Source organism: Streptomyces sp. NBC_00086 (assembly GCF_026343255.1).
Classification (GTDB): Bacteria; Actinomycetota; Actinomycetes; order Streptomycetales; family Streptomycetaceae; genus Streptomyces.
The window spans coordinates 3,991,371-4,016,200 of record NZ_JAPELZ010000001.1 but is presented as its reverse complement, the minus strand read 5'-3'; the positions used below and the strand labels follow the sequence as shown (position 1 = coordinate 4,016,200).

The window sequence follows — 24,830 nt, the reverse complement described above, 5'->3', positions numbered from 1 at the left end:
CAGGGCTCTGCCCTGACCCGGTCCTCAAACGCCGGACGGGCTGGAATCGGGGTACCGGGCTGTGCCCGGACCCCCTGGGGCTCCGCCCCAGACCCCGCGCCTCAAACGCCGGCGGGGCTGGAAGGCACGCCGGACGGGCTGGGAAGGGGTATCGGGCTGCGCCCGGACCCGCCTGGGGCTCCGCCCCGGACCCCGCGTCTCAAGCGTTGGCGGGGCTGGAAGGCGTGCCGGGCGGGCTGGGAGCGTGGACATGGGTCCGGGGCCGCCTTGGGCGGCCCCGGAGGGGTGGGGCGGGGTGGGTTTTAGAGGTACGGGCCCGAGCGGATGGCGCCGTGGGGGCCGTCCTCGTCGTCCTCGTGGGAGGAGCCCGGCGGGAGGGCGCGGCGCATCTGTTCCAGCTGGGCCCGCGCCGCCATCTGCTGCGCGAACAGGGCCGTCTGGATGCCGTGGAACAGGCCTTCCAGCCATCCGACCAACTGGGCTTGGGCAATGCGCAGTTCCGCTTCGGAGGGGATGGCCTCTTCCGTGAAGGGAAGGGAGAGCCGCTCCAGTTCCTCGACCAGCTCGGGAGCCAGACCGTCTTCCAGCTCCTTCACCGACGCTGCGTGAATGTCCTTCAGACGGACCCGGCTGGCCTCGTCCAGAGGTGCGGCGCGTACCTCTTCCAGGAGTTGCTTGATCATGCTGCCGATCCGCATGACCTTGGCGGGCTGTTCGACCATCTCCGTCACCGGGACCTCGCGCGACTCGTCATCGGCGCCGCCGACCGGCATCCCGTCCTGCCCAACGATCAGGCCGGGCGGGGGGCTGTCCTGCGACCGTTCACTCCTCGGCATCTCCATGCCGTCATTCTCTCGCACACCTTCGTATTCACACGGTGTGCCCCCGCACGGGCGTGATCCACCCTGTGCGGGGGCACCAAGAGAGAGATCGAGCGGCGCCGGACCCGTCAGACCTCTCGGCGGGCCAGTGCTCCGCTCGAACGGGTGACCAGGGCCGCCAGCAGCGCCGCGCCCAGCGGGACGACGATCAGCAGCCCGCCCAGCGTGGTCCACGGCACCGAGATCGGGATGTACGGCACGGCCTCGGAGGCCGCCGAGTAGCCGCTCTCGATGCCCTCCCGGATCATGTCGGCCGCGGCCCGCCGTTCGGTGAGCCGGAGCCCGACCGCCGGCAGGATGCCGGCTGCCGAGCCGAGGACCACGCCCATCAGGGCGACCACCCCGCACTGGAAGCCGCTGAGCGTGCGCCGCACGCGCGGCGGTGCGCCGACCGCCGCCAGGGTCTTCAGGTCGCCCTCGGCGTCCGCCTGGGCCAGGCCGGTGGCGATGCCGGCCGCGCCGATGGTGACCAGGCCCGCGAAGATGGTCAGGACGAGCATGGCCAGGCTGTCGTCGCCCTCGTAGCCCTTCTCGATCCGTACGTTGGTGTCCAGGCCCAGCTTGTCGAGGGCCCCGTCGAGGCGCTGGCGCTGCTCGGAGCTCGCGTCCCCGTCGAGGGTGAAGTACGAGCCGAAGGGGACGGAGGTGATCCCGGCGCTCTTCGCGGCCGAGGGCGGCAGCACCAGTTCCAGGCCGTAGCCCTTCACCGATGCGGGTACCTGGTACGCGGCGAAGACCTTGTCCGTGCCGGGCGGCGGCTCATCGGGTGCGGAGCCCGGGGCGGGCTCGTCCCGGCCCATGACCAGCCGGACGGTGACCTTGTCCCCGAGCACGTTCTGCTTCTTGAAGGAGACGGCCTTGCCCGCCTTGAGCGCGGCCGCCGCGCCCGGGTCGTCGACGGCCATGACGGCCATCAGCTTCTCGTCGGCGACGACCAGGGAGTACTGGGTGCCGTTGCGGTCCTCCTGGCAGCGCCAGTCCGCGGCCAGCTTCTTCCGCTCGGCCAGGGGGAACGCACTCGGTCCCTCCTCGGTCGAGTAGAGGGGGCAGCGCTGCACCTTCGGGATGACGATCTGGGTCCGCCCGCACTCCGCGCTCTCTCCGTACGGGGAGCAGCCCGGCTTGCCGACGACGGGCCGCTCCACGTCGGCCCGTACGGCCACCGGGAGTTCCTTCGACAGCGTCTCGCGCATCGCGGGTACGTCCCGGAACGCGGTGTACTCGTTGGTCTCGATCACCCCGGTGCCGAAGGGCAGGCTGGCGACGTAGTCGTGCCGCGCCTGGATCTCCCGGCTGTGCTGGTACGTGGCCACGGCCACGGTGCCGGCGACGGCGGCCAGTACGGCGGCCACGGCCGGTGCCGTACGCCCCCGGTTGCGGACGGCGTCGCGCAGGGCGAGCCGGGGCGACAGCGGCAGCCACCGGCCGGCCCGGCCGAAGAGGCCGACCAGGGTGGGGGTGAGGGCGACGACGCCGAGCTCGGCGATGGCGCTGCCGCCCGCGACGACGGTCTCGCCCATCTTGGCGACGGAGCCGAACAGGGCGATGGCGGCCCCGCCGGCGATGGCGATCAGCCCGATGACGGGCAGCACCCGGTTGGCCCGGCGCACGCCGCGGCGGCCCGTGAGGGAGGCCAGCACGGTCTGCCGGGAGGCGTTGACGGCCGGCACGATGGCGGCCAGGAGACCGGTCAGGACGGCGAGGAGGCCGATGCCGAGCAGTTCCAGCGGGCGGACGTCGAAGCTGCCGAACCGTTCGCCGATCACGCCTTCCAGCACCGGGCGGAGCCCGATGGTGAGGGCGATGCCGAGGGCGGTGCCGGTGACGGCCGCCGCGGCGCCGATGACGAGGCCGCCGGAGAGCACGATGGCCCGGATGTGCCGCCGGTCACCGCCGTTGGCGCCGACCAGGCCGAGCTGGCGGCGCGAACGCCGGGCGCCGACCGCGAAGGCCGGTCCGGCCAGCAGGCAGATCTCCAGCATGGCGAGGCCCACGACGGTGGAGACGATGGCGAGTTCGGTGGTTCCGAGGCCGGCCTCGTACCGCCACGCGTCCCTGTTCTGCTCCGTGTAGAGCGGCACTTCGGAGTCGGCCGGCGGGTTCAGCAGCACGACGCGGGACTTGACGAGGAGGTGCTGCTTGGCGTTGGCCTCCTTGACCATGTTCCACGTGAAACCTTCGCCGCCGACCTTCACCAGGTACGAGTCCTGGGGCTCCAGCCCCGTGCCGCCGGCGGCCTTGCGGTCCCGGTCGAGCGGGGCCAGCAGGGTGCCGGGCTGGGCCAGGAGCTGCGGGGTGTTCAGGCCGGAGGGCAGCTCGTAGACGCCGACGATCTTGTACGTGGTGGTCGACTCGCGCGGGGTCACGCTGGAGCCGAGGAAGTACCCGGACTCCTCCAGGAAGGCGCCGGTGGCGAGGATCTCGCCGGCGGCCTTCGGCAGCCGGCCGCGCTCCAGCGTCCACAGGCCCTTGACCAGCGGGCTCGCCGGGTCCACCTCGCGGAGCTCGGCGTCCAGGATCCCGTGGCGGGTGCGGACCTTGGCGTAGGTGGTGCTGTCCTTGACGGACTGCGATCCGGCCGGGAGTTGCGGGGCGGCCATGCCCTCGTCGCGGCCGCTGGCGCTCGGTTCGTACTTGTCGTAGCCGCCGACCGGGGCGTAGTTCTCGCCGTCGGGGCTCTGGTAGAGGGCCGTGCCCATGTGAGTGGCGGTCACCAGGGCGTCGGCGGCGCCGAGCATCCGTCCGACGCGCTGCTCGGTGGAGAGCTCCGAGCTGCGGATGGTGAGGTCGACGGCGCTCACGCCGACGATCGGCAGGGCGATCATGGCCAGCACGAGGGCGCTGCGGCCCTTGGAGCGCCAGGCGTCGCGGCGGGCTATCCGGATCGCCGCGATCCAGGAGTGGTACCAGGAGATCACTGAGCGGCCGCCTGCCCGGAGAGGAGGGAGTCGGCCCGGCTGCGCAGGGTCTCGTCGACGACGCTGCCGTCGCGCAGGAACACCACGCGGTCGGCCCATGCGGCGAAGCGCGGCTCGTGGGTGACCAGGATTCCGGCCGCGCCGGCGTCGCAGCGCGAGCGCAGCAGGGCGAGTACGGATTCCCCGGTCTCGGAGTCCAGGGCGCCGGTCGGCTCGTCGGCGAGGACGAGGCGGCGGTCGCCGACCAGGGCGCGGGCGATGGCCACGCGCTGCTGCTGGCCGCCGGACATCTCGTCGGGGAAGCGGTCGGCGAGCTGGCCGAGGTTCATCTCCTCCAGGGCCGCGAGCGCGCTGACGCGGGCCTTGCGGGCGGAGACGCCGTCGAGTTCGAGGGGCAGGGAGACGTTCTCGGCGGCGGTGAGCGCCGGGATCAGGTTGTAGTCCTGGAAGACGTACCCGATGCTGCGGCGGCGCAGGGCGGCCAGCTGCTTGCGGCTCGCGGTGGTGATGTCGGTGCCCTCGACGATCACCTTGCCGCTGCTCGGGGTGTCGAGTCCGCCGGCGAGGGTCAGCAGCGTGGACTTGCCGGACCCGGAGGGGCCCATGACGGCGACGAGTTCGCCGGGGTACACGGAGAGGTCGATCCCGCGCAGGGCGTGCACCTCGGTGGCGCCGCTGCCGTGGATGCGGACGAGCTGGTCCAGCTGCAATACGGGCTGGTCGGGCATGAAGGGTTCCCCCCTGGGACGTTGAGCGGTGGTTCAGACCCGCCGCGTACGGGCGGTGCGGGAAAGAGACCGGTCGGTGGTCGTGGGTGTGGGTGTGGTCGGGACGGTGGTGCCCTCGGGCGGTTCGGCTTCGGCCGGTGCGCGCTCCCCGCGCGCGGACAGCCGTACGAGCCGGGACTCGCAGTGGTCGAGCCAGCGGGCCTCGGCCTCGGTCTGGAAGATCAGCTGTTCCAGGACCAGCAGCCAGGCGATGTCGTCGCGCTCGTTGCCGCGCCCGCTCTCGATGGCGGCGAGCGCCTGGGCCTTGAGCCGGGTGTAGTCCTGCATGGCCTGGACGGTGGCGTGCCGCTGGGCCTGGATGACGGCGCGGATGTCCACGCCGGGCGCGCCCACGGCCATGGCGAGCTTGATGGCGAGCTCGTCCCGGGGCGGGTTGGCCCGGTCGACGGGACGCTCGTACCACTCGCGCAGTTCGTGGCGCCCGGTCTCGGTGATGGCGTACAGGGTGTGCCCGGCGGTGTCCTCGCCGCCGGGGGCGACGAGGCCGTCGCGCTCCAGCCGGGCGAGCGTGGTGTACACCTGCCCGACGTTGAGAGGCCAGGTGGAACCGGTGCGGGACTCGAATTCGGTGCGCAGTTGGGAGCCGTACCGGGGGCCCCGTTCCAGCAGGGCGAGAAGGCCGTGGCGGATCGACATACTCAGTATGTATACCGAGTATGTATCCCTCCGCAACCATCCTGGGGCCTACATCGCAAGGGGGACCCGGGGTCGGGACCGGCGTCGGGGCGGGGCCGGGACCCGGGGCGGGGCGGGGTCAGGACCGATGGCGGGACCGGGGCTACATGCCCCGGCGCAGCCGCATTCCCATGAATCCGAGACCCAGCCCCATCAGGGCGAACCCCGTTCCGAGCGGCAGTATGTGCGCGGCCAGATCGGCGGCCCGCTCGTTCGGCTCGGTGCCGAGCGCGCCGATCACGGGGGGTGCGGAGGGGGCCGCGGGGACCGCCGGGAGCCGCTCGGTGCGCGGGTGCGCCGGGACGGGGCGCGCGGCGAGCACGGTCTCGGGATTGGCGGGCTCGCCCACCGGCCGCCCGGGCCGTTCCCGCCCGGACCCGGCGGAACTTCCGGCGAGGTCCTCGAAGACCCGGTCCGCAGAGTCGGCGTCGGTGGCGGCATCGGTAGCGGCATCGGTAGCGGCGGCGGGAGTGGTCGCGGCAGCCGGAGCGGCGGCGAAGACGTAAGCGGAGGCGAAGGGCAGCCCGGGGGAGAGGCCCGGGGCGGACCCGGAGGCCGCGGCGTGTCCGGGCGCCGTCATCAGCAGCGTGGCGGTCGCCAACGCTGCCCCGGCGGTCCAGCGCAGCGCGCGGGCGTAGGTCACGGACTCAGATTTACATAACCGGACAAAACCGGCATCCCGTACAGGCCGTTCGGGATGCCGGGCTTCTACGCCGCGCCTACTGCGGGCCGCCTACTACGGGTCGCCTACTCCGGGTCGCCCGTCGAGATCCACAGGGTGATGGTGGTCTTCGTCGGGTCGAACGCGATGTTGGGTTCGGGCTGCTGCTGGACGACGGTCCCCTCGCCGTAGATCGCCTCGTCCTTGGGCTTGGGGTCGTACTTCCAGCCGGCGGCCCGGATGCACGCCTTCACCGAGACCTGGTCGATGGTCCGGAAGTCCGGTGCCATCACCTTGGCCGGGTCCTGGTCCTTCGTCGCCTCCTTGCACCTCTTCTCATCGATCGTCCGCGAAGGGTCCGGACCCTTGTGCCCGGCCTTCGCCGGGGCGGACGCCGAAGTCGAGGAGCCCGGGTCCGTCGGCCCGGCCTTGTCCTTGTCGTCTCCGCCCAGGTCCAGCGCGGCGATCAGCCCGCCGATGGCCGCCAGCGCCAGCACGACGGACCCCACCAGGACGGGGATGTTCTTCTTCTTCCCGGAACCGGCGGCCGGCCCGTGGCCGCTCTGCCCGCCATGCCCGCCCTGCGGCGACATCGTGTACGGCGGCGGGGTCGGGACCCCGTACGGCGCCGGGGTCTGCGCCTGCTGGTGCAGCGGCTGCTGCTGCGGGTACCCGTACGCCCCGGACTGCGGCCCGGGGTGCGCCATCGGCTGCGGCGTCGGCGCGTACGCGGACGGCACCGGGGTGTGCGGCGCCTGGTACGGCTGCTGCACCGACGGCGGCGGTGCCTGCAGGGCGGAGTCCACCGGCGGGAACACGGCCGAGCCGAGCCCGGCGCCGCTGTTCGTCGGGTGCGCGCCCGGGACGATGGCCGGGGCTCCGGTGTGCCCGGCGCCCGCCACCCGCGCGACCTCGTCGAGCATGGCGGCGGCGGTGGGGAAACGCTCGTTCGGGTTCTTCCTCAGGGCCCGCGCCACCAGCGCGTCCATCGCCGGGGTGACCGAGCGGTTGATGGAGGAGGGCGCGACGGGCTCCTCCTGTACGTGGGCGTACGCCATGCCCAGCGCGGAGTCGGCGATGAAGGGGACCCGCCCGGTCAGCAGCTCGAAGAGCATGATGCCCACCGAGTACAGGTCGGAGCGGGCGTCCACGGCCCGCCCGAGCGCCTGCTCGGGGGAGAGGTACTGCGGGGTGCCGACGACCATGCCGGTCTGCGTCATCGAGGTGACCCCCGACTGCATGGCCCGCGCGATGCCGAAGTCCATCACCTTGACCACTCCGCGCCGCGTCATCATGACGTTGCCCGGCTTGATGTCGCGGTGGACCAGCCCCATCTCGTGGCTGCTCTCCAGAGCGGCCAGCACGTCGGCCGTCACCTTCAGCGCCTTGTCGGCCGGCATGGCCCCGTACTGCCTGATGTCGCCGTCCAGGACGGAGCCGAGCGGCTGCCCCTCGACGTACTCCATGACGATGTACGGCATGACACCGCCGTCGGCGATCGAGGGGTCCGCGAAGGAGACGACGCCCTCACCGGTGTCGAATACCGAGACGATGTTGGTGTGCGACAGTTTCGCTACAGCCTGGGCCTCGCGGCGGAAGCGTTCGCGGAAGGACTGCTCGCGCCCGAGCTCGCTGTGCAGGGTCTTGATGGCGACCTGGCGGTCGAGCGCGGTGTCGTAGGCGAGGTAAACGGAGGCCATGCCTCCCTCGCCCAGCAAGTCCCTTAGCTGGTAACGGCCACCGGCCAGAGAGCCGCCCGCGTACTGGCCCTGAGTGCCGTCCTGGCTCATGACTGTTGCTTCCCCTCGGGTGTGTCCCTACGCCTCTGGCTGAGCGCATGTCGGCCTCAGTCTGCCGGAGGGCAAGCACACGTCAAGCCGGGTTCCCGTTCCGTGACCACAAGGCCACAAGGGGTCCACAGGCGGTACGCGTCGTCGACCGCGGGCGTCGTCACCCGAACAATGACCGGTTGCGAGGCTGTAGCGTTCGTCGGAGCACACGATGAGGACTACCGCTGAGCGGCGGCCGAGACAGACGACGGTGAGGACTGATGGCACCCGAACCCGAGGGAAGCGGCGCCGGGATGGCAGAGGGTCCTGAGCACTGGGGCGCGGGCGGCCTGGTGGGTGACGGCCGTTACCGGCTGACCCACCGTCTGGGCCGGGGCGGCATGGCCGAGGTCTTCGCGGCCGAGGACGTCCGGCTGGGCCGGACCGTCGCCGTCAAGCTGCTGCGCCCGGACCTGGCCGAGGACCCGGTGTCCAAGGCCCGCTTCACGCGCGAGGCGCAGTCGGTCGCCGGCCTGAACCACCATGCCGTGGTCGCCGTGTACGACTCGGGCGAGGACCGGGTCGGCCCGAACGTCGTCCCCTACATCGTCATGGAACTGGTCGAGGGCCGCACCATCCGCGACCTGCTGATCAGCGCCGAGGCCCCGGGCCCCGACCAGGCGCTGATCATCACCTCCGGCGTGCTCGAAGCGCTCGCGTACTCGCACCAGCACGGCATCGTGCACCGTGACATCAAGCCCGCCAACGTGATCATCACGGACACCGGCGCGGTCAAGGTGATGGACTTCGGCATCGCGCGCGCCCTGCACGGCGCGCAGTCGACGATGACCCAGACCGGCATGGTCATGGGCACGCCGCAGTACCTCTCGCCCGAACAGGCCCTCGGCAAGGCCGTGGACCACCGCTCCGACCTGTACGCGACGGGCTGCCTGCTCTACGAACTCCTCTCGCTGCGTCCCCCGTTCACCGGGGAGACTCCGCTGTCGGTGGTCTACCAGCACGTGCAGGACGCGCCGATCCCGCCGTCGCAGCTGCCGGAGGGCGCCCACATCCCGCAGGAGCTCGACGGGCTCGTCATGCGCTCCCTCGCCAAGGACCCGGACGACCGGTTCCAGAGTGCCGAGGAGATGCGCGGGCTGGTCCAGTACGCCCTGCAGATGCTGCACGACCAGGGGCCCAACAGCGGCACCTGGAACACCGGCCCGGTCACCATGGCGCTGCCGCACGGCCGCGGCCCGGCGCAGACCACGGCGATGGCCACGCCCGGCCAGGGGCAGCCGCAGTACGGCTCGCACTCCAACACCTCGCAGTTCCAGCAGCCGATGGTGCCGCCGCTGAACCCGGACGACGGCTCCGCCTACCCCGGCGGGGGCGGCAACGGCCACGGCGGGAACGGCGGGTACAACGGGCCGGGCGGGTACAACGGGAACGGCGGGTACGACGACCGCCCCGGCGGCGGCAAGTGGAAGATGTGGCTGTTCGCGGTCCTCGCCATCCTCGCGGTCGCGGGTGGCGTGGCGTACGCCGTCGACAACCTCGGCGGCAAGAAGGACCCCGGCAACGGCGGGACCCCGTCGTCGAACTCCGTGTCCTCCCCGGCGGGTACGACGCAGGACACCCCGGAGCCGGACACCTCGACGTCCAAGTCGGCGCCGGAGAGCTCGTACACGCCGGGCCCGAGCCGCAGCAGGTCCTCCACGCCGAGCTACTCGTACTCGCCGTCGTACTCCCCGTCGTCGACGCCCACGCCGACGCCGACCCCCACGCCGACGCCCACGCCGACCCCGACGCCCACGCCGAGCCCGTCGAAGCCGACGTCGCCGTCGCCGACGCCGTCGAAGCCCGATGGCGACGGCAACCCGGCCGACGCAGAGTAGTCGTCCCGAGGTACGAGAACGGCCCGGCGGCCATGTCATCGACATGGCCGCCGGGCCGTTCCGCTTCGGGACCAAAGTCCCGGTGGGTCGCTCAGAGCGCGTGCTGGTACTGCCGGTCCATGGTGCCCGCGAAGGTGTGGACGGTGACCAGGTGCGGCTCGATGCGCATGTAGACGGGGTCGAAGACCGCGCCGTCCACGAAGTGCGGAGCGGGTCCGAACAGTTCCAGTTCGGCCGTGGTGGGTTCGACGAGGTTCGCCGTACCGGTGAACTGCACCGACCACAGCTCGGCCTCACCGGAATTGAAGTTGTCGGCCCCGTACGAGACCACGCTGCCGTTGCAGGCCTGGTGGTAGCCGAAACCGGAATGCATTCTCAGGACGACCTTGCCGTTCACCACGATGTGGCGCGCGATCGCGAGGAAGGGCAGCGCGCGCATGCTGGTGGCGGCTCGGCCGTACGGCACGCGGCGCAGCAGTTCGATGGCGTGAAGTTCCTCTGGGGACATGTCATCCACTGTCCGGTACCGACACCCTGCCGGAAAAGAGGATCCCGCCCCGCACATCGGGGACGTTGGTCCCGAATTAAACAGCGCGCCCCGTGGAAACGTGCGACCACGGGGCGTAACGCTGTGTAGCGAATGCGGGGAGCGATTGCAGGGAGGCCTGCGGAGGCTAGCGCCCCTTCTCGGCCTGCAGGCGGGCCACGTACGCGGCGGCCTGGGACCGGCGCTCCATGCCGAGCTTGGACAGCAGGCTGGAGACGTAGTTCTTGATGGTCTTCTCGGCCAGGTGCAGCCGCTCGCCGATGACGCGGTTCGTCAGGCCCTCGCCGATCAGGTCGAGGATCTTGCGTTCCTGCTCGGTGAGGTTCGACAGGCGGTCGTCGCCCTTGCCGTTCTTGCCGTCGCGCAGCCGCTCCAGCACCCGGGCCGTGGCGACGGGGTCCAGCAGGGACTTGCCGGCCGCCACGTCACGCACCGCGTTGAGGAGCTCGTTCCCGCGGATCGCCTTGAGCACGTAGCCCGAGGCACCGGCCATGATCGCGTCGAACAGCGCTTCGTCGTCCGCGAAGGAGGTGAGCATCAGGCACTTGATGTCCTCGTTCTGGGAGCGCACCTCGCGGCACACCTCCACGCCGCTGCCGTCGGGCAGCCGGACGTCGAGAACGGCCACGTCGGGGCGGGTGGCGGGGATCCGGACCAGCGCGTCGGCGGCCGTACCGGCCTCACCCACCACCTCGATGTCCGATTCCATCGACAACAGCTCGTGAACTCCCCGACGTACCACTTCGTGGTCGTCCAGGAGGAATACCTTGATTTTTCCGTTTTCGCGCACGAACTCAGTTTCACACACTCACCCCTTCCCTGCCGGGGACGGCCGGGATAACGTGCCGTTGTTCCGGCCCCCTGCAAGGCTGTGACCAGTGGTTGTTCCCGGTTCCGCCGATTTACTTGGAAATCCAAGCAAAATCGCAGGTCAAACGGGGTTTCGCAGATATGCGACGCACTGGGTAACGTGCATTGCGCAGGGCACTCGCCGGGGCACCTGTCACGCCTGAATCCCAGACCCGAAGCGCACCCACCCCGTGCGCGGGCAGAGATCAGGTGAGCCGCACTGGTCCCCGGAGAACCCGGGTGCCGGACCGACGGAGGAGCAATCGTGACCGTGGAGAGCACTGCCGCGCGCAAGCCGCGCCGCAGCGGCACCAAGCGGCCGGCCGGCGCGGCAAGCGCCGCCAAGCCCGCCGCTGCCACCGCGAAGACGCATGACGCCGAGCCCCAGCTCGTACAGCTGCTGACGCCCGAGGGGGTGCGCGTCGACGTCGCGGAGAATCCCGACGTCGCGGAGTTCGCGCCCTTCGTCGCCGACATCACCACCGATGACCTGCGCGGTCTGTACCGCGACATGGTCATGACCCGCCGTTTCGACGGGGAGGCGACCGCCCTCCAGCGTCAGGGCGAGCTGGGCCTGTGGGCCTCGCTGCTCGGCCAGGAGGCCGCCCAGATCGGCTCCGGCCGGGCCCTGCGCGACGACGACTACGTCTTCCCGACGTACCGCGAGCACGGTGTCGCCTGGTGCCGGGGGGTCGACCCGACCAACCTGCTCGGCATGTTCCGCGGTGTGAACCACGGTGGCTGGGACCCGACCACCAACAACTTCCACCTGTACACGATCGTCATCGGCTCCCAGACGCTGCACGCGACCGGGTACGCGATGGGCGTGGCCAAGGACGGCGCCGACTCGGCCGTCATCGCCTACTTCGGCGACGGCGCGTCCAGCCAGGGCGACGTGGCGGAGGCCTTCACCTTCTCGGCGGTCTACAACTCGCCCGTGGTGTTCTTCTGCCAGAACAACCAGTGGGCCATCTCCGAGCCCACCGAGCGCCAGATGCGCGTGCCGCTCTACCAGCGCGCCCAGGGCTTCGGCTTCCCGGGCGTCCGGGTGGACGGCAACGACGTACTGGCCTGCCTCGCGGTGACCCGCTGGGCGCTGGAGCGGGCCCGCCGGGGCGAGGGACCCACCCTGGTGGAGGCCTTCACGTACCGGATGGGTGCGCACACCACCTCCGACGACCCGACGAAGTACCGGCGCGACGAGGAGACGGCGGCCTGGGAGGCCAAGGACCCGATCCTGCGCCTGAAGGCCCACCTGCTGGCCACCGGAGGCGCCGACGAGGCGTACTTCGCGGAGCTGGAGGTGGAGAGCGAGGCACTCGGCAAGCGGGTGCGCGAGGTCGTCCGCTCCATGCCCGACCCCGACACGATGGCGATCTTCGAGAACGTCTACGCGGACGGGCACGCGCTCGTCGACGAGGAGCGCGCGCAGTTCGCCGCCTACCTCGCGTCCTTCGAAGGCGGGGAGTGACCGTCATGGCCGTACAGAAGCTCACCATCGCCAAGGCGCTCAACGACTCCCTGCGCAAGGCCCTGGAAGAGGACCCGAAGGTCCTGATCATGGGTGAGGACGTCGGCAAGCTCGGCGGCGTCTTCCGCATCACCGACGGACTCCAGAAGGACTTCGGCGAGGAGCGGGTCATCGACACCCCGCTCGCCGAGTCGGGCATCGTCGGCACCGCGATCGGCCTGGCCCTGCGCGGGTACCGGCCGGTCGTGGAGATCCAGTTCGACGGCTTCGTCTTCCCCGCGTACGACCAGATCGTCACGCAGCTCGCCAAGATGCACGCGCGCTCGCTCGGCAAGATCAAGATGCCGGTCGTCATCCGCATCCCCTACGCGGGCGGCATCGGCGCGGTCGAGCACCACTCGGAGTCCCCGGAGACGCTGTTCGCGCACGTCCCGGGCCTGAAGGTGGTCTCGCCGTCCAACGCCAGCGATGCCTACTGGATGCTCCAGCAGGCCATCCTCAGCGACGACCCGGTGATCTTCTTCGAGCCGAAGCGCCGCTACTGGGACAAGGGCGAGGTCGACGTCGAGGCCATCCCCGACGCGCTGCACGCCTCGCGGGTGGCCCGTGCGGGCACCGACATCACCCTCGCGGCCTACGGGCCCATGGTGAAGGTCTGCCTGGAGGCCGCCGCGGCGGCCGCCGAGGAGGGCAAGTCGGTGGAGGTCCTCGACCTGCGCTCGATGTCCCCGGTCGACTTCGACGGGATCCAGGCGTCGGTGGAGAAGACCCGCCGGCTCGTGGTGGTCCACGAGGCGCCGGTGTTCCTCGGTGTGGGTTCGGAGATCGCCGCTCGCATCACGGAGCGGTGCTTCTACCACCTGGAGGCGCCCGTGCTGCGCGTGGGCGGCTACCACGCCCCGTACCCGCCGGCCCGCCTGGAGGACGAGTACCTGCCGGGCCTGGACAGGGTGCTCGACGCAGTCGACCGCTCGCTGGCGTACTGAGGAGAGCCCTGCGATGACGATCCGCGAATTCAAGATGCCCGATGTGGGCGAGGGCCTCACCGAGGCCGAGATCCTCAAGTGGTACGTCCAGCCGGGTGACACCGTCACCGACGGCCAGGTCGTCTGCGAGGTGGAGACGGCGAAGGCGGCCGTCGAGCTGCCGATCCCCTTCGACGGGGTCGTGCACGCGCTCCTCTTCGAGGAGGGCGTCACCGTCGACGTCGGCCAGGTCATCATCTCGGTGCAGACCGGCTCCGGCGACGAGGCTCCGGCAGAGGCGGCAGCAGCGGCACCCGCTGTGGCCGCTCCGGTCGCCGCTCCGGTCGCCGCCGAGGCGGAGCCCGAGGCCCCCGCGGCCCGCCAGCCCGTTCTGGTCGGCTACGGAGTCTCCACCGCCTCTACGAAGCGCCGCCCGCGCAAGGCTGCGCCGCAGCCCGCGGTCGCCGCGCAGAACGGCACGGGCGTGGCCCAGGCGGCGGCTCCTGTGGCTCCGGCCGCTCCGGCCGCCCCCGTGGTGGTCCCCGCCCAGGGCGGCGCGGGCAAGGCACTGGCGAAGCCGCCGGTGCGCAAGCTCGCCAAGGACCTCGGCATCGACCTGGCGGCGGTGACCCCCACCGGCGACGGCGGGGTCGTGACCCGCGAGGACGTGCACGCCGCGGCCGCTGCGGCCATTGCCCCGCAGACGGTGGCCCCGGCGGTTCCGGTCGCCCCGGCGGCGCCGGTGGTGGCGGCTCAGGCGGCCCCCGTACAGGCTCCGGCCGAGGTGTCCGGCTCCGCCCGCGAGACCCGTATCCCGGTCAAGGGCGTCCGCAAGGTCACCGCCCAGGCCATGGTCGGCTCCGCCTTCACCGCGCCCCACGTCACCGAGTTCATCACCTTCGACGTGACCCGCACGATGAAGCTGGTGCAGGAGCTCAAGGAGGACCCGGACCTCGCTGGGCTCCGGATCAACCCGCTGCTCCTGATCGCCAAGGCCGTCCTCGTGGCGATCCGCCGCAACCCGGACGTGAACGCGTCCTGGGACGAGGCGGCCCAGGAGATCGTGCTCAAGCACTACGTCAACCTGGGCATCGCGGCGGCCACGCCCCGCGGGCTGATCGTCCCGAACATCAAGGACGCCCACGCCAAGACGCTCGGCGAGCTGTCGCAGGCCCTGTCCGGGCTGGTCGCCACGGCCCGCGAGGGCAAGACCTCCCCGGCCGACATGCAGCAGGGCACCATCACCATCACCAACGTCGGCGTCTTCGGCGTCGACACCGGTACGCCCATCCTGAACCCCGGCGAGTCCGCGATCCTCGCGGTCGGCGCGATCAAGCTCCAGCCGTGGGTCCACAAGGGCAAGGTCAAGGCCCGCCACGTCACCACCCTGGCGCTGTCCTTCGACCACCGCCTCATCGACGGCGAACTCGGCTCCCGCTTCCTCGCGGACATCGCCGCCGTCCTGGAGCACCCGCGCCGTCTGATCACCTGGTCCTGACGGCCCGGCGGACCGGCCCCCGGGTATTCCACCCGGGGGCCGGAATTCCGTACCAAACTGCCTCTGACGTGCAGAAACTCTTTGAAGACCGTCTCCGCCCGGTGTGATGATCGGGCCATGCACTTCCGCGCTGCCACAGCAGACCCCACCGACCTGGACCGCGCCCTGGCCTACCCGGCCGACGGCCCCGTTCCCGCCCTCACCCCCGAGAAGATCCGCGAAGAGTTCGCCGCGGGCCAGATGCGCCCCGAGTGGACCTGGTTCGCCGAGGACGAGAACGGCGAGATCCTGGCCCGCGCCCTGTGGTGGGGTCGCGCCGACAGCGAGCGGCCGATCGCGCTCGACTGCCTCCAGGTACGGAGCTCCGTGGCCGACCCGGCCGCCGTCGCCGCCGGGCTGCTCGCCGCCGGGCACGAGGCCTTCGGCAAGCTCCCCGACTACAACGTCTCGCTGCCGCGCGACTGGCGCACCTCCCCCGACGGCCTGGCCGACGCGGTCGCCTGGCGCCAGAAGGCGGCCGCCTCCTCCGGTCTGGTCCGCGAGATCGAGCGACTCCGCTTCGAGTGGACCCCGGCCGCCGGGACCGCCGAGCCCACCGGCCGCCTCGTCTTCCGCGAAGGCACCGACGAGGAGTTCCAGGGCGCCTTCGTCCGCCTCTCGCAGGGCAGCCTGGACCTGCACACGCAGAACGAGCTCCGCACGATCGACGCCGAGGAACTGGCGCGCGACGACATCGAGTTCTACACCGACTGCCCGGGCGAGCGCTCCTGGTGGCGCCTGGCCCACCTGCCCGACGGCACGCTCGCCGGCATGGCGATCCCCTCCGCGACCCCGTACCACCGCAACGTCGGCTACCTCGGCGTGGTCCCGGAGCAGCGCGGCCAGGGCCTGATCGACGAGATCCTCGCCGAGATCACCCGCTTCCACGCCTCCGAGGGAGCCGACCGCATCACCGCCACCACGGACACCGTGAACGCCCCGATGGCCGCCGCCTTCACCCGAGCCGGCTACGAGGTCACGGAAATCCGCCTGGTCATGGAGGCGGCCCCGGGGGCCTGAGGGAACCGGCGGGGTCCCCGACAGCGCGTTTCTTCAGGACGCCGTCCGGCGCCGGAGGGGATCCATCCCCCAGAGGGTGCACATCGACGAGAACGGCAACGTCCGGGCTCATTGGCGAAGATGGTGACATGCTGCACGAAATTGCGGACCTTGCCGCGGAGAGGTCCCGGGCATCCCGCCGGCCGGAGCAAGATTGCGCGCCCCCGGTCCTGGCCCATTTCGAGATCGGCGTGGACGGGGACCCGGCGCAGTACGCGAGCAGGCTGCGCGGCCTCCTGGACGCCGTGCTGGAGATCGCCGTCTCGGGGGCCTTCGACGACGACGGCGACGTGCCCGTCGACACGATTCCCGCGTGGTTCTCCGGCGCCTGCCGGGGCGGCGCCTCCCCGGAGCCCTTCGCGGCGGAGGGCCGCGGCCGGTACACCGAGCGGACCGGTGACACGCCCTGGCGCCTGCAGGACTGGCTCTGGCGCTTCGATCCCGACACGGAAGTCCGGGGCTGGGCCTGGTGGGACATGACGCGCTCGCCCGCGGAGGAGGGCGCGGTGCGGCTCTGGGCGGACACCTGGGGTGAGCCCTTCTTCTCCTGGGAGGACCTGCGCTGGCTCGCCTACGCGGCCGGCGCGCGCTCCGTGGCGGACCCTGTGCTGGTCAAGCCCGAGGTCTGGGCCGGCGAGGCTTCGGTATGACCGGCCGGATCGGCCCGTCGGGCCCCGCCGTGAACCCGGAAGTGACCGCGCGCCGGGGCTCCCGGGGGTAGCCTCCCCGCCGGGAGAGGGGTGGGGCCGGGTGTCCTTCGCGGAGTTGCAGGTGTGTGCCGTCGAGGCGGCCGATGCCGCGGGCGGGGTGTGCGTGGTGCGGTGCATCGGCGGGGTGGCGCGGGCCGGGCAGGTGTACGCGACCGGCGAACTGCGGACCAGGCTGCGGGAGATCGAGCGGTACGGGCGCACGGTCGGCTCCTTCGACGCGGGGCACGTGGCGAAGGTGCACCTCACGGGGCCCGTGGTCGCTCTGCTCGCGCGGGGGCAGGTACTGACGTGCGTACCGCCGACCGGGCACGCGCTGGGGGAGCTGGAGGCGTGGCTGGCCACCGGGCCCCCGCTGCTGGAGGAGCCGGATTCGGAGCAGCTGCGGTCCCTGGCCACGTTCCGGATGCAGGACGAGGAGCTGCCCGACGGGGTGCGGCTGCGCTGGGGCCGCGTCGCGCTCGCCGCGCTCGACCGGCTGGGCCGTCCCGAGGAACGGCCGTACGTACGGAGCTACTTGATCCAGCGCTTCGGTCCCGGCGGGGACGGCGATCCGGATCGTGACCCCGCCGCCCTGTGCCGGGACGTGCTGGCGCTCTTCGAGCTGACCCCGGCGCAGGCGGCCGAGCAGGCTCCCGGCTGGCGGGACTTGCCGCGCCCCGCCATCCTGCGGCTGCGCCGCATCAAGAACCTGATGCGCTGCACGGAGCCGGCTCGGCCGTACCTCGCGGCGTCCGACCCCCTGGCGGTGGCGGTGGACGCCTGGGCGGCGGTGCGGCCGGGGCTCCCGTAAAAGGCCTTCCGCAGGGCTTCAGCGCGCCGCGCTGCCGAGCACCTTGGCGGGGCTGAGGCGTATGACGACCCGGACGTTCTCGGCCGGGAGGTTCGCGTACTCCTCGCCCGCGCCCGGGCCCTCGTACTCCTCGGCGACGCGGACGGCGACGGCCCGGCCGATGTCCTCGGTGACGGTGGCGGTGCCGCGGATCTCCGCGTAGAGCGAGGAGTTGGCCAGGTCGAAGACGGTGAGGCCGACGCGGGGGTCCCCCACGATGTTGCGTTCCTTGCGGCGGCCGCGCTCGGTGGAGATCAGGACGTCGTCACCGTCGCGGGTCAGCCACACCACCGAACTCTGCGGGCTGCCGTCCGGGTTGAGGGTGGCGAGCACCGCGGGGTGGGGGGCGTCGAGGAGCTTTCGCACGGTGTCGTTCAGTACAAGGGTCATGTGGGCACGCTAATGGTCGTGCCCGCACGCCCCAAGCGACTTTGGCGCGGACGCGGGGCGACTACGGCAGGTCAGCCGGCGTCCCCGTCCTTGATCAGGCACTTCTCGGCCCACTGGCCCAGCTCCGTGAGCGCGGGCTTCAGCGCGGAGCCCCGCTCCGTCAGCCGGTAGGCGACCCGCAGGGGCGGTCCCTCGTCCACCTCGCGCAGGACGAGGCCGGCCGCTCCGAGCTCGACCAGGCGGTCGGAGAGCATGCGCTCGCTGATGCCGGAGATGGACCTGCGCAGGTCGGCGAAGTGCACCGGGCCGTCCATCAGCGAGGCCACGATCACGCCGGTCCAGCGCTTTCCGAGCAGCCCGAAGACCTGGGTGATGCCCTCGCTCACCCGGCTGCAGGCGCCCGCGTCCTGGTGTTTCCCCTTGTCCGCCATGGCTCCAGGGTACTACCCGCGACTTAGGGGGTGAGAAAAAGTAAGCGACTGTGTTATTACTAGTGACGTACGGAAAAGCGCTCTCCTCGGAGGTTCCCATGGCCACCCTTCTGCACCTCGACTCGTCCCTGAAGTCCGCCGCCGCAGGTTCCGCCTCGCGCGCGGTGACCGCCGCCTTCCGCAAGGCCTGGGAGGAGCAGCACCCCGACGGCACGGTCGTCTACCGCGACCTGGCGGCCGACCCCGTCCCGCACCTCGACGGCCTCGCCTGGTCCGCCGCCTTCACCGACCCCTCCGCCCACAGCCCCGAGCAGGCCGCGTCCTTCGCCGAGCGGCTGGAGCTGGTCGCCGAGCTGGAGCGGGCGGACGCCGTGCTGATCGGCGCCCCGATGTACAACTTCTCGATCCCCTCCACCCTCAAGGCGTGGCTGGACCAGGTCATCGTGATGGGCCGCAACGCGGGTCCGGACTCCCCCCTCAAGGGCCTGCCGGTCACCGTCGTCGCCAGCCGCGGCGGCTCGTACGCGCCGGGCACCCCGCGCGAGGGCATGGAGTTCGTGCAGAACTACCTGGACGGGGTCCTGACCGAGATGTTCGGCGCCGAGGTCGACTTCATCGTCCCCGAGCTGACCCTGGCCGCGTCCGTCCCGGCGATGGCCGGGCTCATCCCCCTCGCGGAGGCCTCGTACGCGCAGGCGCTCGCGGACGCGGAGTCGAAGGGCAAGTCGGCCTCGGCGCGGGTCGGTTCGGCCGCCTGAGGCCGGGAGGCTCAGGCCGAGGGGTCCTGTGCGGGCGCCGAGCCCTGCCGGAGCGCTTCGAGCAGGGCGCGTACGGCCGGCCGGCCCATGGAGACCTTGCGGACCGCGGCGTAGACGGCCCTGGTCGGGCGCGGATCGCGGACCGGGCGTACGACGACCCCCGGATGGCGGGCCACGGCGCCCGTTCCCGCCCCGGCCCCGGCCCCGGGACCCGGGCCGAGGCCCAGCCCCATGCGCGGCATCAGGCCGATGCCGAGCCCGGCCGCGACGAACCCCTGCGCCGTCGGGTAGTCCTCGCTCTGCACCACGAAGTCGGGGCTGAAGCCCGCCGCCGCGCAGGCTTCGAGGACCGGCTCCAGGCAGGGGCCGGCCGGCTCGCTGCCGACCCACTGCTCGTCCGAGAGCTCCACGAGGGCGATCGTCTCCTCGGACGCGAGCCGGTGCCCGGCCGGGAGCACCGCGTCGTACGCGTCGTCGAGCAGGTGGATCAGCTCCACGTCCTCGCGCGGCCGCGTCCGGGGCGCGATGACCAGGGCGAGGTCCGCGCGGCCCTGCTCCACCTCCAGCAGCGGGTCCTCGGGGTCGGTCATCCGCAAGTCGACCCGCACGTCCGGGTGTTCGCGGCGCAGTCCGGCGAGGGCGGGGGCCACCAGGGCCGCGCCCGCCGTGGCGAAGTAGCGGACGGCGAGCCGCCCGGTGCGGCCGGCCCTGAGGTCGGCCAGGGCGGTCTCCGCCTCGGCGACGTTGCGGCTGATGACGGCGGCGTGGTCGGCGAGCAGCCGGCCCGCCGCCGTCGGCCGGACGCCCCGCCCGACGCGTTCGAGCAGGGGGATGCCGGCCTGCCGCTCCAGGGCCGCCACCTGCTGGCTGACCGCGGAGGGCGTGTACCCCAGGTGGGCCGCCGCGGCCGTCACCGATCCGCTGGTGACGACCGCCCTCAGGACCTGCATCCTTCGCACATCGAGCATGTAGTACACGTTAACGGTTGATGCAGAACCATTTGCTTGTCCTGTCGTATCGGGTGCCACACCGTGGGAGGACGGAGCCGCGACCCCATCCCGCGGCCCGCCACCCGCCACCCGAGGAGCAGAACCGTGATCAGTGCCGGACGCGTCGGCGTGCTCGCCCTCCTGTGGGGCTCGACGTTCCTGTGGATCGACCTGGCCCTGGAGGGGCTGACCCCGGTCCAGGTCACCCTGGCCCGGTGCGCGCTCGGCGCGCTCGTCCTCGGGGTGGCGTGCCGGTTCGCGCGCCAACGGCTGCCCACAGGCCGGGTGGTGTGGGGCCACGTCCTGGTGGCGGCCTTCTTCTGCAACGCGCTTCCGTTCGCCCTCTTCAGCGTGGGCCAGCAGAGCGTCGACTCGGGGCTCGCGGGCGTGCTGAACGCGACGACCCCGCTGTGGTCGCTGCTGATCGGGCTCGTCACCCGTGCCGAGCGCCGCCCCCGCGCGATCAGGGTGGCCGGTCTGCTGGTCGGGCTCGCCGGGACCGCGCTGATCTTCGCCCCGTGGCAGCGGTCGGGGCAGGTGGGCTGGGGAGCGCTCGCCATCCTGGGCGCCGCAGCGAGCTACGCCTTCGCCTTCACCTACATGGGCCGCCACCTCGTCGGCAAGGGCGTGCCCACCCTCTCGCTCGCCACCACCCAACTCCTCGCGGCCACCGGGCTCACGACGCTGGCCCTGCCCTTCGGCGGTCTGACCGCGGTGAGGCTCCAGGCGGCGCCGCTGCCGGCCGTCGTGGTCCTCGGCGTCTTCGCCACCGGCGTCACCTTCTACCTCACCTACCGGATCATCGCCGACGAGGGCGCGACCAACGCCGCGACCGTCGGCTACCTCCTGCCCGTGGTCTCGGTCCTGCTGGGCGCGCTCGTGCTCGGCGAGGAGCCCGGCCCGCGCGTGATCGCAGGCATGGCCGTCGTCCTCCTGGGCGTGGCCCTGACCCGCCGCCGGGCTACGGTCGTCACGGAAGGAAAGCGCTCCAAGCCCCGGCCGGACGACCGAACCGCCCCGGCCGCGGCCACCGGCGGGCATCCGCGGTAGGGGCGCGACACACGCACGACCACCTGGGGGGAAGCGGTGCCCGCAACGGCTGCTGCGCACGAACGAACCGACCGGCCCACGCGGATACCGGAGGTCGACGCCCTGCGCGGCTTCGCGCTCCTGGGGATCCTGCTGGTCAACGCGCTGATGATGGCGAGCCCGTACGCCCCGGGCGGCACCGTCGACCCGGACGCGGCGATGCTCGACCGGACCGTCGAGGGCGTCGTGCAGGCCCTGGTGGTCGGCAAGTTCTACCTGATGTTCTCGTTCCTCTTCGGCTACAGCTTCACCCTCCAGCAGGACTCCGCCGCACGCGACGGCGCGAGCGCCGTCCCCCGGATGCTGCGCCGCTCGCTGGGCCTGTTCGTCCTGGGCTTCCTGCACGCCGTACTGCTGTACACCGGCGACATCCTCATGACCTACGCGCTGCTCGGCCTGGTCCTGATCGCCGCACGGAACTGCTCGCCCGGGGCGGCCCTGCGCGCGGCCCGGGTCGTGTACGGCTGCGCGAGCGGCTTCCTGCTCTTCCTGGGCCTGGGCTCCTTGTTCATGTCGGACGCCGAGGCGACCGAACTGGGCGCACTTCCGCCGGAGTTCGCGGCGCTGGTTGCCGAGTACCGCGGCGACCCGGCGTCCGTCGTGCGGGCCAACATCGGCCAGCTGCCCGACGCGTTCCTGGGCGTGCTGCTGATGGGCGGCTTCGTCCTGGCCGCCTTCCTGACCGGCCTGTACTGCGGCAAGCGCCGTCTCCTCGCCGACACGGGACGGTACGCGGCCCGGATGCGCCGCATCTGCTTGCTCGGCCTCGCCCTGGGCCTGCCCGGCAGCATCTTCATGGCCCTGGCCGCCGGCGGCGTGCTCGGTCCCCGGTGGAGCTTGCTCGGTTCGGTCGTGGGGATGGTCACGGCCCCCGCGCTCACCGCCGCGTACGTCTGCGGGATGCTCCTCTTCATGAAGACGGTCCGGGGCGGTCGCGCGGCGGTACTCCTGGCTCCCGCCGGCCGGATGGCCCTGACGAACTACCTGAGCCAGTCCCTCGTCATGGCCCTCGTCTTCACCGCCTACGGCCTCGCCCTGTACGACCGCCTCGGCGCGGCCGTCGTCGAACTCGGCGCGCTCGTCCTGTACGGGGCCCAACTCGTCCTCAGCAAGCACCTGATGGCCAGGTACCGGTACGGCCCGGTGGAATGGCTGCTCCGAGCGGTTACCCTCGCCCGGCTCCCGCGGAGCCGCGGCGAGCGCCGCGGTGAGCGCCACGGTCAGGCCGCCAGGGGAGCCTGACCGTGGGGGGCGGTCGCCCTCAGCGCCGCAGGTCGAGCAGCATCACGTCACGGAGGTCCGTGTCCGCGCCCGCGTCCGCGCCCGGGGGCCGGGCCTCGCCGATCTTGCGGTACCCCCACGACCGGTAGGCGGCCGAGGCCGTCCCGGCCTCCTGGTGGACCTTCAGCAGCACCCGCTCGGCCGTGATGCCGTCGAGCAGCGCCGTGTGCAGCCGCCGCGCGACACCCTGTCCGCGCCACGGCCCGCGCACGGCGAGCTCGATGAGCCCGAAGGTGCGGCGGCCGTCCTCGCGCCGCATGGCGGCGGACGCGGGCTTGGTGAGTTCGTCCCACCACACAGCGTCGGGCTGGAGCGTCCAGCCGTAGGCCACGCCGGCCGGCTCGCCGTCAGGGGTACGGGCCAAGGCCGCGCGGAAGGCGGGCCTGCGGGTCTGTGCGGGGAAGTGGAGGAAGGCGTCGGCGACTTCCTCCTCGGTCTCGTTGTGCGGAGGCTCCGCGAACGCTTCGGCGTAGACCAGCCTGAACGCGTCCGCCGCCCGCAGCGCGGCCGGGCCGTCCATGCGCTCCGTCGTGAGGGTTTCCTGCTGCGTCATGCGGCTCCTTCGGGTGCCCGCCAGGGGATGTTGCGCCAGGGGCTCGCCGGGTCGGTGGTCAGGGTGAGGTGGGTGGCCAGGGAGCCCGCGTACCACTCGCCGAACTCCTCCTCGTCGAAGTGCAGGCACCGCGCCAGCGCGTACCCCGCGGAGAACTCCTCCCACGAGCGGTAGGCCCCGCGCGCCGCGGCCCCGGCGGCCAGTACGCCGCGTTCGGCCTCGGCGAGGGTGCCGTAGCGGGCGCCGAGGCCCCAGCGGGCCAGCTGGGAGGCCCGGCCGTGGTCCCAGCCCTCGACGGAGCGGACCCAGCCGTCCTCGGGGAGCAGCCCGTCGGCGCGGAAGCGCTGCTCGTAGCGGGCGATCCGGCCGATCAGCCGCTGTACGCCCGCGACCTCGCCCTCCACCTCGGCGGTGGGCCGGGGCGCGGCGGGGGTGACCCCCTCGGGGGTGAGCTGCGGTTCGGCCGCGCGCTCGGCGCTGCGGCGCAGGGCGGTGGCCGCGGCGTGCCGCCAGTGCTCCGCGTCGACGGGGCCGGCGAAGTCGGAGGCGAGGAGGCGGCGCACGCGCAGCGCGAACTCCCAGACGGGGCTGACCATTCCGGCGGAGAGCAGGCCGCGCAGGACCTGGTGCCAGCCCGCGGAATCGGTGATCTCCCAGTCCCGGCGGAGGCGTTCGCGTTCCCGGGCGTAGCCGCCGCCGTGGTAGGCGAGGGCGTTCCAGAACTCACCGTTGGTGACGGCGAGATGGGCTCCGACGGCGAGCCCGTGCGCGACCGGCCCGTGCAGCGGGCCGCCGACGTGCAGGGAGTGCACGGCTCCGGGGGCGAGGCCCCAGACCGGGGCCGCGGCGTCCCAGTGGGCGCGCCAGCGGGCGAGGTCGGCGGGGGTGGTCGTGAGGTAGGCCTCGGTGGGGGAGCCGGGGTTCACGGCGAGGTGGGGCGGGTCGGCGGAGTCCCAGGCGTTCGCGAACCAGGCGAGTGACCTGGGCAGGTACACGGTGTGCGGGTCGGGGACGGGCAGCATGCCGCGGGTGTGGACGACGAGGCAGCGCCGGTCCGGGGTGGGGTGGAAGCGGGCCGTCGCGGGCTCGGCGTCGACCTGGGCCCGGGATTGCGGCAGGAACAGCTCGCTGCGGGCGAGGGCGTCCATGTATCCCGCCCAGTCCCCGCGCGCCTTGGCCTCGTACAGCTCGCGCTCGATGGAGCTCGGCGCCGTCCACCCATCCATGTGGATCACCCTAACGGGGGGACTCCTGCCCTCCGCCCTGGGTCAGCTCAGCTCCGCCCACACCGTCTTGCCGACGATCCGGTCCGTGCACCCCCAGTGCGCCGCGAGGGCCTTGACGATGTGCAGCCCCCGCCCGAACTGGTCGTGGTCGCCGACCGCCGCTCGCGGTTCGGGGCGGCGCTCGCCTTTCGGATCGGTGACCTCGATGCGGAGCACTGCTCCGGTGAGGCTGATCTCGACCCGGAAGTACCGGTCCCACACGGAGCCGTGCAGCAGCGCGTTGGTGGTCAGCTCGCTGGTCAGCAGCGCCGCGTCCGCCGCGAGCTCGGGCCGCCCCCACGCCACGGCGAGCCATGCGGTGTGCCGGCGGGCGGTGGGTACGGAGTCCTGGCGGGGCGGGTAGTTCCGTACGTCGTGACGCGTGAGTCCGTTCATGGCCGTGCACCTCCGGTACGGGCGGTGGCATGCCGGTGCCGTCTTGTGGACAGCCCGGTGCGCTTCCGCCAACTGACTCTGTGCGGTGAGTAGTTCGTTACTGACCGTAGAGTGACCGCGC

24 protein-coding genes are annotated in these 24,830 nt (G+C 72.3%); 10 read left to right on the top strand and 14 right to left on the bottom strand.

The annotated features are described in order from the left end of the window. Positions 1–302: 302 nt before the first annotated feature. The 6 genes from OG276_RS17950 to OG276_RS17925 all read right to left on the bottom strand — a co-directional run bounded on the left by OG276_RS17950 (position 303) and on the right by OG276_RS17925 (position 7,713). Positions 303–842 carry a bacterial proteasome activator family protein gene (locus OG276_RS17950; RefSeq protein WP_266906713.1) on the bottom strand — a complete coding sequence of 180 codons (540 nt, stop codon included), beginning with the start codon at positions 840–842 and terminating at the stop codon, positions 303–305. Positions 843–949: 107 nt separating this feature from the next. Beyond that, the gene (locus OG276_RS17945) at positions 950–3,799 is read right to left on the bottom strand and encodes an FtsX-like permease family protein (RefSeq protein WP_266906711.1); all 2,850 of its coding nucleotides are present in this window, start codon (positions 3,797–3,799) and stop codon (positions 950–952) included. After that, positions 3,796–4,527: an ABC transporter ATP-binding protein gene (locus tag OG276_RS17940; RefSeq protein ID WP_266906709.1), complete on the bottom strand. Its 732-nt coding sequence runs from the start codon at positions 4,525–4,527 to the stop codon at positions 3,796–3,798. The genes OG276_RS17945 and OG276_RS17940 overlap by 4 nt, the downstream gene beginning before the upstream one ends. A 33-nt stretch (positions 4,528–4,560) precedes the next feature. After that, positions 4,561–5,223 carry a PadR family transcriptional regulator gene (locus OG276_RS17935; protein WP_266906707.1) on the bottom strand — a complete coding sequence of 221 codons (663 nt, stop codon included), beginning with the start codon at positions 5,221–5,223 and terminating at the stop codon, positions 4,561–4,563. A 142-nt stretch (positions 5,224–5,365) separates the two neighbouring features. Further along, positions 5,366–5,905, bottom strand: coding sequence for a hypothetical protein (locus OG276_RS17930; protein WP_266906705.1), 540 nt, complete (start codon positions 5,903–5,905; stop codon positions 5,366–5,368). Between the two features lie 104 nt (positions 5,906–6,009). After that, on the bottom strand, positions 6,010–7,713 hold the full coding sequence (locus OG276_RS17925) for a protein kinase (protein WP_266906703.1): 1,704 nt from the start codon (positions 7,711–7,713) through the stop codon (positions 6,010–6,012). Positions 7,714–7,973: 260 nt separating this feature from the next. Between OG276_RS17925 and OG276_RS17920 the strand changes: the two genes are divergently transcribed. Then, a complete protein-coding gene (locus tag OG276_RS17920) occupies positions 7,974–9,590 on the top strand; it encodes a protein kinase (protein WP_266906701.1) in 1,617 nt (538 codons plus the stop codon). A gap of 91 nt (positions 9,591–9,681) precedes the next feature. Here OG276_RS17920 and OG276_RS17915 read toward each other — a convergent pair whose 3' ends face one another. Both OG276_RS17915 and OG276_RS17910 read right to left on the bottom strand, forming a co-directional pair. After that, positions 9,682–10,098, bottom strand: a complete 417-nt coding sequence (locus tag OG276_RS17915) for a pyridoxamine 5'-phosphate oxidase family protein (protein WP_266906699.1) — start codon at positions 10,096–10,098, stop codon at positions 9,682–9,684. Positions 10,099–10,264: 166 nt separating this feature from the next. After that, positions 10,265–10,927: a response regulator transcription factor gene (locus tag OG276_RS17910; RefSeq protein ID WP_266906697.1), complete on the bottom strand. Its 663-nt coding sequence runs from the start codon at positions 10,925–10,927 to the stop codon at positions 10,265–10,267. A 324-nt stretch (positions 10,928–11,251) separates the two neighbouring features. Between OG276_RS17910 and pdhA the strand changes: the two genes are divergently transcribed. From pdhA to OG276_RS17880, 6 genes are all read left to right on the top strand, one after another. Further along, positions 11,252–12,457 (top strand): pyruvate dehydrogenase (acetyl-transferring) E1 component subunit alpha, encoded by a 1,206-nt coding sequence (pdhA, locus tag OG276_RS17905; RefSeq protein ID WP_266906695.1) that lies wholly within the window; start codon positions 11,252–11,254, stop codon positions 12,455–12,457. Between the two features lie 5 nt (positions 12,458–12,462). Then, positions 12,463–13,443, top strand: a complete 981-nt coding sequence (locus tag OG276_RS17900) for an alpha-ketoacid dehydrogenase subunit beta (protein WP_266906693.1) — start codon at positions 12,463–12,465, stop codon at positions 13,441–13,443. 13 nt (positions 13,444–13,456) lie between these two features. Then, on the top strand, positions 13,457–14,920 hold the full coding sequence (locus tag OG276_RS17895) for a dihydrolipoamide acetyltransferase family protein (protein ID WP_266906691.1): 1,464 nt from the start codon (positions 13,457–13,459) through the stop codon (positions 14,918–14,920). Between the two features lie 117 nt (positions 14,921–15,037). Then, positions 15,038–15,979: a GNAT family N-acetyltransferase gene (locus OG276_RS17890; protein WP_266906689.1), complete on the top strand. Its 942-nt coding sequence runs from the start codon at positions 15,038–15,040 to the stop codon at positions 15,977–15,979. 128 nt (positions 15,980–16,107) lie between these two features. Next, complete coding sequence (locus tag OG276_RS17885) at positions 16,108–16,668, top strand: hypothetical protein (protein WP_266906687.1); 561 nt, start codon at positions 16,108–16,110, stop codon at positions 16,666–16,668. Positions 16,669–16,768: 100 nt separating this feature from the next. After that, on the top strand, positions 16,769–17,518 hold the full coding sequence (locus OG276_RS17880) for a hypothetical protein (protein ID WP_266906685.1): 750 nt from the start codon (positions 16,769–16,771) through the stop codon (positions 17,516–17,518). Positions 17,519–17,536: 18 nt separating this feature from the next. On the opposite strand, the gene OG276_RS17875 is transcribed toward OG276_RS17880, so the two are convergent. Both OG276_RS17875 and OG276_RS17870 read right to left on the bottom strand, forming a co-directional pair. After that, positions 17,537–17,947, bottom strand: coding sequence for a PPOX class F420-dependent oxidoreductase (locus OG276_RS17875; RefSeq protein WP_266906683.1), 411 nt, complete (start codon positions 17,945–17,947; stop codon positions 17,537–17,539). Positions 17,948–18,018: 71 nt separating this feature from the next. Further along, positions 18,019–18,378 (bottom strand): helix-turn-helix domain-containing protein, encoded by a 360-nt coding sequence (locus OG276_RS17870; protein ID WP_266906681.1) that lies wholly within the window; start codon positions 18,376–18,378, stop codon positions 18,019–18,021. A 98-nt stretch (positions 18,379–18,476) separates the two neighbouring features. Between OG276_RS17870 and OG276_RS17865 the strand changes: the two genes are divergently transcribed. Further along, a complete protein-coding gene (locus tag OG276_RS17865) occupies positions 18,477–19,136 on the top strand; it encodes an FMN-dependent NADH-azoreductase (RefSeq protein ID WP_266906679.1) in 660 nt (219 codons plus the stop codon). An 11-nt stretch (positions 19,137–19,147) separates the two neighbouring features. Here the strand turns inward: OG276_RS17865 and OG276_RS17860 are convergent, their stop codons facing one another. After that, a complete protein-coding gene (locus OG276_RS17860) occupies positions 19,148–20,104 on the bottom strand; it encodes a LysR family transcriptional regulator (RefSeq protein ID WP_266906677.1) in 957 nt (318 codons plus the stop codon). 126 nt (positions 20,105–20,230) lie between these two features. On the opposite strand from OG276_RS17860, the gene OG276_RS17855 reads away from it, so the two are divergent. Together OG276_RS17855 and OG276_RS17850 are read left to right on the top strand one after the other, a co-directional pair. After that, entirely contained in the window at positions 20,231–21,175 is a 945-nt protein-coding gene (locus OG276_RS17855) for a DMT family transporter (RefSeq protein ID WP_266906675.1), read from the top strand. Positions 21,176–21,211: 36 nt separating this feature from the next. Further along, positions 21,212–22,456, top strand: coding sequence for a DUF418 domain-containing protein (locus OG276_RS17850; RefSeq protein ID WP_266906673.1), 1,245 nt, complete (start codon positions 21,212–21,214; stop codon positions 22,454–22,456). 19 nt (positions 22,457–22,475) lie between these two features. On the opposite strand, the gene OG276_RS17845 is transcribed toward OG276_RS17850, so the two are convergent. Genes OG276_RS17845 through OG276_RS17835 form a run of 3 tightly spaced genes read right to left on the bottom strand, consistent with a single transcriptional unit; the run spans position 22,476 to position 24,709 of the window. Further along, positions 22,476–23,048, bottom strand: coding sequence for a GNAT family N-acetyltransferase (locus OG276_RS17845; RefSeq protein WP_266906671.1), 573 nt, complete (start codon positions 23,046–23,048; stop codon positions 22,476–22,478). Further along, positions 23,045–24,274, bottom strand: coding sequence for a DUF1266 domain-containing protein (locus tag OG276_RS17840; RefSeq protein WP_266906669.1), 1,230 nt, complete (start codon positions 24,272–24,274; stop codon positions 23,045–23,047). Before OG276_RS17840 ends, OG276_RS17845 begins: the two co-directional genes overlap by 4 nt. Before the next feature lie 42 nt (positions 24,275–24,316). Then, a complete protein-coding gene (locus OG276_RS17835) occupies positions 24,317–24,709 on the bottom strand; it encodes an ATP-binding protein (RefSeq protein ID WP_266906667.1) in 393 nt (130 codons plus the stop codon). Positions 24,710–24,830: the final 121 nt, after the last annotated feature.